The following is a 236-nucleotide window of genomic DNA, read 5'->3' as shown; positions in this document are numbered from 1 at the left end:
CCGCAGGGGTGGCTCGAGCGCGTCTACGCGGCACTGGAGCTGCCGTCCGGCGACGACACGCTCGAATACCGCGACGCGCGGCGCGGACTGGACAGGCGCGCCATCTGGCGCGACAACGTGATCGACGGCTTCGTGCTGGCCGGCGACACCGCCAACGGCGCCGCATTGCTGGCAAGATTACGCGAGGCGAAGCCGTGGAGCGGACCGCGTTTCGCCGCATTCGCGAGCCTGCGCGC

The 236-nt window shown here is 71.6% G+C and carries 1 protein-coding gene; it reads left to right on the top strand.

All coding sequences use genetic code 11. The features are described from left to right. A partial coding sequence (locus ACYPXD_RS28840) for a hypothetical protein (protein ID WP_459719733.1) occupies positions 1-236 on the top strand: 236 nt, incomplete at both ends.

The sequence above is a fragment of the Paraburkholderia sp. 2C genome, assembly GCF_054589215.1.
The sequence above is the reverse complement of the archived record's forward strand: the minus strand, read 5'-3'. Positions and strand labels throughout refer to the sequence as shown.